This window comes from Flagellimonas sp. L-11 (genome assembly GCF_056857735.1).
Genome location: NZ_JBSXNR010000024.1, coordinates 1 through 9,492 on the forward strand (window position 1 = coordinate 1; position 9,492 = coordinate 9,492).

Annotated in this window: 9 protein-coding genes; all 9 read left to right on the plus strand. The window is 33.4% G+C overall.

Annotated elements, in window-relative coordinates:
* Positions 1 to 288 precede the first annotated feature (288 nt).
* The 9 genes from AC13CC_RS01750 (at position 289) to AC13CC_RS01790 (ending at position 9,437) form a co-directional block, all read left to right on the plus strand.
* On the plus strand, positions 289 to 636 hold the full coding sequence (locus tag AC13CC_RS01750; RefSeq protein WP_482876216.1) for a hypothetical protein: 348 nt from the start codon (positions 289 to 291) through the stop codon (positions 634 to 636).
* Between the two features lie 767 nt (positions 637 to 1,403).
* Positions 1,404 to 4,055 (plus strand): TrlF family AAA-like ATPase, encoded by a 2,652-nt coding sequence (locus AC13CC_RS01755; protein WP_482876225.1) that lies wholly within the window; start codon positions 1,404 to 1,406, stop codon positions 4,053 to 4,055.
* A gap of 165 nt (positions 4,056 to 4,220) precedes the next feature.
* Positions 4,221 to 4,877 carry a hypothetical protein gene (locus AC13CC_RS01760; protein WP_482876217.1) on the plus strand — a complete coding sequence of 219 codons (657 nt, stop codon included), beginning with the start codon at positions 4,221 to 4,223 and terminating at the stop codon, positions 4,875 to 4,877.
* 190 nt (positions 4,878 to 5,067) lie between these two features.
* On the plus strand, positions 5,068 to 5,421 hold the full coding sequence (locus AC13CC_RS01765; RefSeq protein ID WP_482876219.1) for a hypothetical protein: 354 nt from the start codon (positions 5,068 to 5,070) through the stop codon (positions 5,419 to 5,421).
* Positions 5,422 to 5,555: 134 nt separating this feature from the next.
* The gene (locus AC13CC_RS01770; protein ID WP_482876220.1) at positions 5,556 to 6,632 is read left to right on the plus strand and encodes a dsDNA nuclease domain-containing protein; all 1,077 of its coding nucleotides are present in this window, start codon (positions 5,556 to 5,558) and stop codon (positions 6,630 to 6,632) included.
* Positions 6,633 to 6,676: 44 nt separating this feature from the next.
* On the plus strand, positions 6,677 to 8,371 hold the full coding sequence (locus AC13CC_RS01775) for a hypothetical protein (RefSeq protein ID WP_482876221.1): 1,695 nt from the start codon (positions 6,677 to 6,679) through the stop codon (positions 8,369 to 8,371).
* Between the two features lie 3 nt (positions 8,372 to 8,374).
* Positions 8,375 to 8,689, plus strand: a complete 315-nt coding sequence (locus AC13CC_RS01780; RefSeq protein ID WP_482876222.1) for a nucleotidyltransferase domain-containing protein — start codon at positions 8,375 to 8,377, stop codon at positions 8,687 to 8,689.
* Positions 8,679 to 9,077, plus strand: a complete 399-nt coding sequence (locus AC13CC_RS01785; protein WP_482876223.1) for an HI0074 family nucleotidyltransferase substrate-binding subunit — start codon at positions 8,679 to 8,681, stop codon at positions 9,075 to 9,077. Before AC13CC_RS01780 ends, AC13CC_RS01785 begins: the two co-directional genes overlap by 11 nt.
* Before the next feature lie 72 nt (positions 9,078 to 9,149).
* Positions 9,150 to 9,437 (plus strand): hypothetical protein, encoded by a 288-nt coding sequence (locus AC13CC_RS01790; RefSeq protein ID WP_482876224.1) that lies wholly within the window; start codon positions 9,150 to 9,152, stop codon positions 9,435 to 9,437.
* The last annotated feature ends 55 nt before the right edge of the window (positions 9,438 to 9,492 follow it).

Sequence of the window (9,492 nt, forward strand, 5' to 3'; positions counted from 1 at the left end):
TCGAAAAAATGGTATCAGGGCGCCGCCAGTATCCCTGTTCCCTGGGGTACCCCAGGGAACAGGGATACCATTGTTAATTAATTTAAAATGGTATACTTTTGAAATGAAATAGTGGTATACTTTTCAGTTGAAATAAACACATCAAAGGAGGATAGTATCACCCAAGTATTGGAACTGGTACTTTGCATCCTTCCTGATAGTCAAATGTACTATTTGGACAAACTGGATGAAATGCTATCGAAACTTGAAAACAGGTAATCCCATATATCAATTCAAATACATCACGTCATGAACCAGAACGAAGAAAAGCTCCTAAAGGATTTAAGGCACCACTCAAATGACCATTCCCCTACCTTGGTTCCACACCCATGGTTCAAGGAAAAGTTTCAACCAACGTTCTTTTATCTTGATGGTCATGCCGATCTGTTGTTGACCGTTCGCGCATTGATATATCTTTCCATGAGGGCAATAAACCCCGAATTAGGTTCTGACGATGTAATGGATAGGAACGAAGAGGAATTTATCCATCAAGCGATGACCATTGCAAACCGATTGATGCCAGTCGGCGAAGAGGCTTTGATGGACCATTTGAACCTATTTTATCGGGAGGAAAAGAAAGCCAAAGAAGAGGAATGATTTAGAAATGGCAAAGATATTTTAGTCCTTAAAAGCAACTGATTTTCGATTTTTTACGCTAAAAATTCCTTGATTTTACTGGGCTAAGAGCATTTTTATGCTAAAAATGGGATTAATCTTTAAATTTTAGTTGGTCAAAAAAATGAAGACATATCGAAGCTTGATCCTAACGCCAAATAATCATTTTTTCACCAAAAATTCATTGATTTTACCGGGCTGAGAGCATTTTTTCACCAAAAATGGGAAATTGGTCGCTAAAATGTATTCCTATAGTGATTCTGCTTTAGAAATCCTTGATCAAACCTCAAAAAAGCATTTTTCCATGAAAAATTCATTGATTTTACTGGGCTGAGAGTACTTTTCCATGAAAAACTCTTTAATTCCAATTAATTAATATTTTCAAAAATCTCCTTAAAAATGGGCTTTTCCGAAGGAAAATGAATCAATAGCATCGCCCCTGCGTGCTATCCTCTTGCTTTACATTTTTCTTTTGCGAAGCAAAACAAAAACGAAAGCAATCCAACTTTGGAATCCAAATAACTCATCAACTCAATCAAATTATTTAACCTTTTACAGAATTTCACATTTTCCAGTTTATTGAAAATTCTTACTTTTAACTCCATCCCCCCTCAGAAACATACAATCCACTTAGTTAAAACTATGTTTTATTTAAAGTTTAAAAATCTGTGCATAGCTAACTAAATTGACAGGATATTCAGATAAAAGTTACGCAGATATTTAATTTGGCGGCGAGCTAAAGAACAACAATCATGAAAGGAGCAAGATTTTCAAGAGCAGATTTACATATTCATTCGTTTGGTGAGTTCGGCTCTTATGATGTGACTGACCACACAATGACCCCTGAAGCTATTGTTGACAAAGCAATTGAGAAAAACTTGGGGATTATTAGCATTACCGACCACAATGAAATACAGAATGTTAACGCAGCTCTAAATCATGCCCAAGGAAAGCCAATACTGGTAATTCCGGGCATTGAAGTAAGTACCACACAAGGTCACCTACTTCTTTATTTTGAAACCTTCAAGAATCTGCGAGATTTCTTTGGAAAACTAACGATAAGTCCAGACAAGAAAACATGCAATCAAGGTATCGTGGAATGTTTAGACTTAGCAAATCAACATAATGGATTAGGAGTTCTAGCTCATATTGAGCTTGAATCAGGGTTTGAAAAAACGATTGGTAGATTCGGACCACAGATTGAAGAAGTATTGAAACACCCGAACCTGAAAGGGTTAGAAATTTCTTCTAAGATTAGCGTAGATCATTATACCGACAAAGACACAAATGACAACCGAAAAAGATTAATTAAATTAAGAAGAGAGCATTTAGAGTTAGATGTAAACATTGATTTGCCAAAACTCATGTCTTCAGATTCCCACACATTAAACAAACTAGGTGTTAACGCAGACGGTGAAAAAAAACTAACCAGAATTAAATTCGATGAACTCAATTTTCACTCTTTTAAAATTGCTCTGTTAAGCCATGAGTCACGAATTCGGTTAGAAGATCTTATTCCAGAACAAAGACCCATTCTTAGAAGTATAAAACTGGATGGTGGGCTATTAGATAATATACAGATAGATTTAAATTCCAATCTGACTTGTATAATTGGAAGTCGCGGAGCAGGAAAATCAACCCTTCTCGAAGCAATTAGAGAAGCATCAGGTAATACTTCCAAAGCGAAGGTTGTCGATTCTGATGTATGGCCACAGGAAATAAAGCTAGTATATGAAGATGAAGCAGGTCAAGTCATTGAATTTAAAAGAGATAAAAATGACAGCCTACAGAACATTTCTGACCCGATAAATGGTATCACAAAAGTTGATATTGAAAGTTACGGACAAGGCGAAACTGCAAGTACAATCCAACATAGTGATGAAAACCCAAGTGTTTTAGTGTCATTCTTGGATTCCTTCTTAGAGCTCTCGATTCTCAAATCTGAAGAAAAAGACGTGATTGAAAAACTCATAGAAAATCAAAGTGAATCTAAAAAGCTTCGAATTGAGTTACTAGGTCTTCCTGAAACCAAAAAAGCACTACTAAACGAGCAAAAGAAACTAGCCAGTTTACAAAAAGAAAAAGCAGGCGAGTTAGTTAAATTTCAGAATGCACTCATTAAAGAAAGAGAGATTAGAGCATCTCTAATAGAAGATTTAAAAAATCTAATTAAAACCTACCGTGAAATATTGAATGACAGTTCAACTTTTGAATCTTTTGAGAGTCTATCAGAAGATGAAATCGTAGTAGGTAAAGACTTTTTCAATCGTGTCAAAGAAATTGTTTCAGAGTTTTCGGTAATAGTCAAGGAAAAGTCCAAAGAGTTAAATACAGCCCTCACTGAGAAAGTTGAAGATTTAAAGGCTCAATTAAAATCTTGGTCAGAAAAGGAAAAGGAAATTCAATCCAAAATCGATTCAAAAAAGAAGGAGTTGGAAGACCAAGGTATTCCTTTTGACTTGGGCAAAATCAACCAAATCTCAAAAGATATAATTCATTATGCGGCTCGGGTTAAGAAGCTAGAAGCTAGCAAAAAGCAACTAGAGCAATATGAAAAAGATAGAAAAGTGTTAATTCAGGAGAGAAAATCACTAAAAGACAAAATATATTATCAAAGATTTGCATTTGCTCAATCGATAAACGGTAACCTTAAAAACACTCTTGACGGTCTCTTTATTGACGTCAAGTATGAGCAAGGCAAATATTCAAATGCCTTTGAAAATGACCTGAAATCAATGATGGATTGGAGAACTTCTCAAGTCCCAAAATCTCCTCTAGTTGTAAAACAAATCTCTCCTTTGGAATTGGTTGAAGCCGCCTTGAAAAATGACCGAGCAAAATTGGAATCTGTCCAAGACTCAAATGGAAACCAGCTCCTAACGAGTTCAGAGATTTCAACGATGATTCAAAGATTAAAGCACGAACATAAGTATGAAGATTTTGAGAGTATTGAGTTTGATGATTTACCAAGCATCACTGTAACAAAGATTTTTAAGGATGATGAAGGCAAAACGATAAGAAACTCCAAGACAATCTCTCAGTTATCTCTCGGACAACAACAATCTGTTTTACTTGCTATTTTAATGCTTTCCAAGAGCAAGAAACCCCTAATCATTGACCAGCCAGAAGACAATCTTGATAGCGAGTTTATTTTTAAAACTATTGTCATAAATCTAAGAAAGATTAAAGAAGCTCGGCAAGTAATTATTGTTACGCATAATCCAAACATTGCTGTATTAGGTGATGCAGAATTGATTATACCACTTAAAAGTACTAGCGTCAAATCACACGTAATGGGAGAAGGTTCCATTGATCGTGGAGAGACACGAGAGATTTGTTGTGAAATTCTTGAAGGCGGGAAAAGTGCTTTCAAACAAAGACAAGAAATTTATGGAATTTAAAAAATTCAGTCACCAACAGGGTTGGCTTTACATAATGCGGCGGAAAATACCGACATGAAACTAATTACATTTAATAAACTTTACGCAGGCCGACAATGAATTGCCCTAAAATTCAGTAATTCACATAGCCAAACCGTTACCTACAAGCAAAAACAGTATTTCAAATTGAACACAGAAAAAGCATTAAAAATTGTATTGAATTTTAAATCTGACTCTCTGATTAATAAACTGAATCAATTAAAAGCAGAAACAATTGGAAAAACCAAAAAAGAATTAAAAGATAATATTCCTCTTTATGATGCTGCTTTGTTAGTGAAGAAAGCAAGTTCCCAAATTAACGAAATTGTACACGCTGTTGGAATATTAAACTCTCTACCACGAATTCTTGAAGAAAATGAGATAATAGTTGACCTTTCATTAGCTTCTGGAGCTTCAGGGGAAGGTATTGATTTAGTTACAGATAGAAGGGTTGCAGAATTTAAGTTCGCAACTTGGCAAGAAGGTGGTTCAAAAAATGGGATGCGAAAAAGACAGGTTTTTGCCGATTTCATAAATCTGACAATTCTAAAAACGGAAAAGAAGAAAGAACTTTATGTTGTTAGTGCCAAAAGCATAGAAAAGTACTTTCAGGGAAAATCAAAGTGGAAAAAAGTTTTATCAAAAAGTGGAGGATTAGACATAAAATATGCTCAATACTTAACACAAAACGGAATTGAAGAAACTGAATATATAAGAGATATTTATTACCGCTCTGAAATCAAAATTCTAGATATAGAGAAAATATTAAATAACAACCATGGAAATTGCAAAAGGAAAATATGATGGTGGACCAATCAAACGAACAAAAGAGCTGATTAAAAACTATAAAGGAAAATACAATCTTACTGTAGCCTCCCTAACAATAGTAAGAATAAATATGTAGGAAAATATATTAAATTGTAACTGATTCAAAATCATATAGGATTACTTTCTATGATGAGAATTGATGATTTAATAATTCTAAGTGAAACATATGCGACTTAATCCATTTCCGCACATATCAGAGGAATATTACTGTATAAATTGTAGAGCTTTTAATCACCTAATTGAAGTAAGTAGAGATTGGAAATGTCCTAAATGTAAAAATCCAGTTCACATCAGAGTAAAAACTAAAGATAAAGACAATGCTTGTTTCAGAATAAAAATACAAGAGCAAGAGCTAGAAGTTAATGATTTAATTCTATTAAATAGAGATGATGATTTTAGAAGAGTTTTGAATTTAAAAAAAGAAGGTTCTAAATTTAGAGTAGCCATTGAAAAATATAGAGTTTTAACGATTAATGAAGGCTCCTATATTCTTAAAATAAATGGGAGATGGTATCATTAACTTGGAAATGCCAGTGGATACTTATTATAAAATAAATTAAAAGTGCAAGTTTACTTACGAATACAGCCATGGATTTTCTATTCGTTTGCATTAGCAAAATTACGTAATAAAACAAGTTAGACTCAATATAAAAGATGGGAATTGAAACTAAGATATTAAACGAGAAACCTAGAGAAGAAGCAGGTTCGAAAACTTCCAGAAAATACCAATTCCAGAAAGACTTATCACTGTACATTCTAATTAATGAGCATTCAAAAAGAGAGGACTATTTATTTCTTTTTGACTTTCATGAAGACTTGGTTATCTCAAATTCTTCAAATACATTGACTGATTTAGAATGTGTGCAAATTAAATCCAAAGATAAAGGGAATTGGACAATTAGCGATGTAACAAGACAACCCAAAGGTAAAAACTCAATTGTTGGAAAGTTATATCAGAACAAAATAGTTTTTGAAGATTCAGTTAAATCATTACAATTCTTATCTAACGGAAAATACAGTTTTAAAAATCTTAAGAATTCCAAGGATTCTTTGACTCTTAGTCAGATAGCTGCAAAAAACTTAAATGACAGCGATAATAATAAATGTGAGAAAACAATAGCTGCAGAACATTTGATTAAGAAGAGTGACTTTAAAAACCTTGGTGAATTCAAAGTTACATCTCTAAGTAATTCAGACAGTTCTACACATTGTGCTGGAGCATTAGCGGCGTTAATTAATTCCTTAAACCCATCAAGCAAGATCAATTCACAACTCGCGTACGAACAAGTTTTTCGAGAAATTACACGTAAGACCAATGAAACAGTGGCGGACAAATCCTTCAAGCATGTCTCTGAAATTTTCAAGATAAAAGGACTTGCAAAATCTGAATTTATTGAGATTCTAAAAAAAGCCGGTTTATATAAAAGCGTTGAAGAAGAATGGAATGAAGTCAAATCAAGCCTTGAATCCAGTGGTATTAAACATATAGAACTTATGGAATTCAAAAAGTCTTGGAGAGATATTAATGCTAGACTCATAGCCGACTCAAGTAGTATTCCTTTGAGACAACTTAAGAATGCGATTGAAGACACTTTGAAGAAGGAAAAAACAAATATTCATGCCTTCAACCTACTTGAAATAGTAAATCACATTTACAACTTCATAGAAGACAAAACCTATGATGAATACTTTATCAAATGTTTAATCATAAACAGACTAAATGAATCGTAAAGGGAATTTAAAAAACCTAGTAAGGAATCTTAGAAAAAAGGAGAATGAAAAACTTATACATATCGGAAATTCAATTGCTTTCACAAAAAGAAAAGAAAGCAAGAAAGATTCAATTCGACAAGAAAAGGACCTTGATTCACGGTAAAAATCATACGGGCAAATCATCTCTGATCAAAAGTATTTATTGGGCACTTGGTGCTGAGCCTTTGTTTAACCAGAAGTTTAAAAACACAAATGTTTCAGCTTTACTTAAATTTGAGATTGATGGATATAATTACTCGATATTAAGAGATGGTAAGCTATTTGGGTTGTATAATGAAAATGACGAATTGATTCAAAAATTCTCATCTGTCACGAATGAATTAGGACCATTTTTAGGCAATCTATTCAATTTTCAACCTCAATTTCAAAATCAAAACTCAAAATTCATTATTCCACCTCCTGCATATCTGTTTCTACCTTTTTATATTGATCAAGATTCAAGTTGGAGTAAGAGTTGGGATTCATTCAAACAACTACAGCAAATAAAGGATTATCGTAATCAGTGTATCTATTACCATTCTGGAATTAGACCAAATGAATACTACTCAACTAAAAAAGAAATTCAAGAGTTTATTCAAATCATTGAAGAAACTGATAAAGAGCAAAAGCTGACTTCTAAAATTCTTTCGGAAGTAAAACAGAAACTAGCCCAAACAAATTTTAACATAGACGTAGATTCATTTAAAGAAGAAATTGCCGAATTACTTACAGAATCTCAAGGCCTCTTGGCTAAAGAGGAAAAATTAAAAAATAAGCTACACGATTTATATCATTTGCAAGCCTCTTTTGAAGCCCAGATAAATATTGTGAAACAAGCAATATTGGAGAGTAACAAGGACCTCATATTTGCTTCAGACCAACTTCCTGAGATAGTCGGATGTCCAACATGTGGTGCTGAATATGAAAATTCATTTGCTGAGAGATTTGAAATTGCCAGGGATGAAAGAAAAAGCAAAGATTTATTGCTTGAACTAAAAAAAGATGTTCAAGCTGTAGAATCACAAATTGAAAAGGAGAAAGAAACATTATCAAATGTAACTGCAGAAGTATCGAGAATCAATGAAATTCTCGAAGAAAAAAAAGGTGATCTGAAACTACGAGACATTATTGATAATGCAGGTAAGAACCAGGTCAAATCTATTTTTTCAGATAGACATGCTGAGCTTAATGAGATTCTGATTGCCAATGCTCGTGAAAAGGATAGACTAGAAAAAAGATTAAAAGCTTTTGAAAGTAAAGATAGAAAATCTGCCATTTTAGATTATTATACCTCATTGATGTCCTCATTTTTGAAAAAACTGGACATCCACTCCCTCAATCCTGATGATTACAAAGCTATCACAACTAAAATCGAATCAAAAGAAACAGGAAGCTCTCGTCCGAGAGCATTGATCGCATACTATTTCTCTTTCTTTCACTTGATGAAAAAATATTCTTCATCAACCTATTGTCCACTCATAATTGACTCACCAAATCAACAAGATCAGGATATCGAACACATCGACAAAATAATGAGTTTCATTAACAACAATCAACCAGATGGTACACAGATGATTTTGGGATTAGCCGAAACGTATGGTGAAAATTTTAATTGCAAAGTAATTGAACTCACAGAAAAGTATAGCCTTCTACAAAAAAAAGAGTTCGATGAAGTAGCGAATGAAATGGTTTTGAAACAAGAAGAGCTTTGGTTTTAATTTATGCTAAATCTAACAGACATTTCTCCGTTGCCATCAAGTGTTATTGAGTTTCTTAATCGAATAACTCAACATCAATTTATAAATAGACTAATTATTTTTGGGTCAAGGGCTAATAATGATTATGAAAAATATTCTGACCTTGATTTAGCTATAGATGCTCCCCTCATATCAAGGAAAGATTGGTTAAAATTAAAAGAGATCGCATACTATGATGTGAAGACGGTTCTTCAACTGTCACTAATTCACTGGAATACAAACCCACAAAGATTACAAAATCATATTCTACAAACTGGAAAAGTAATATATGTCAAGTAAAAGAAAACTCAATGACGGCCTCGATAATTTAAGAAAAGCTGTAGATAAATTGGAAAGTGCCCTGAATATACCGGTTGATAGAGAATTGGTGATGGAAGGTACTGTTCAACGGTTTGAAGTAACGGTTGAATTGGTTTGGAAAACCTTACAACGAGCCCTAAAATATGAAGGTTTTCATCCTAAAACACCAAGGGAAACAATGAAAAAGGCTTTTTCTTCAGGGTGGCTTAGTAATGAGATTGTATGGCAAGATTTACTTGACGGCAGAAATACTACATCCCATGAATATTTGGATGAAGAATTCATTGAGGAAAATTACAAAGACATAAAAAACGCATTCCCGTACATTAAGAACTTGGTTGAATTTCTAGAAAAAAGATATAAATAAACAAGTCAATAAAATCTATAGATATACCACTACTTATAGATACATCGTTGACACCAATCTAAAAATTGAAAAGTGACCAGAGAAGAACAAAAAGAACTGATAGAAATTAAGAATCAAATAGATAAACATTTTACAAAAAGTGATTGGCTTGACTTGGGTTATACTCTCGGCTCATATGAAATAATTGAAAATCACCCTAGACTTCTCAGAAGCCTAAGCTTTGGAGATGATGATTATGAAGGAAATATTTTGGAAGTGTTGACTGCAATTGTAAAGTGGATATTCCGACCCAAAGTTTACCACTGTTCCGACCCAATGTTTACCACCGATTCCGAAGCAATGTTTACCACTGATTCCTGAGTATAGTTTACCAGAATAATCAGGGCAAAAATTTACAATTTTTCTGATTGATTAG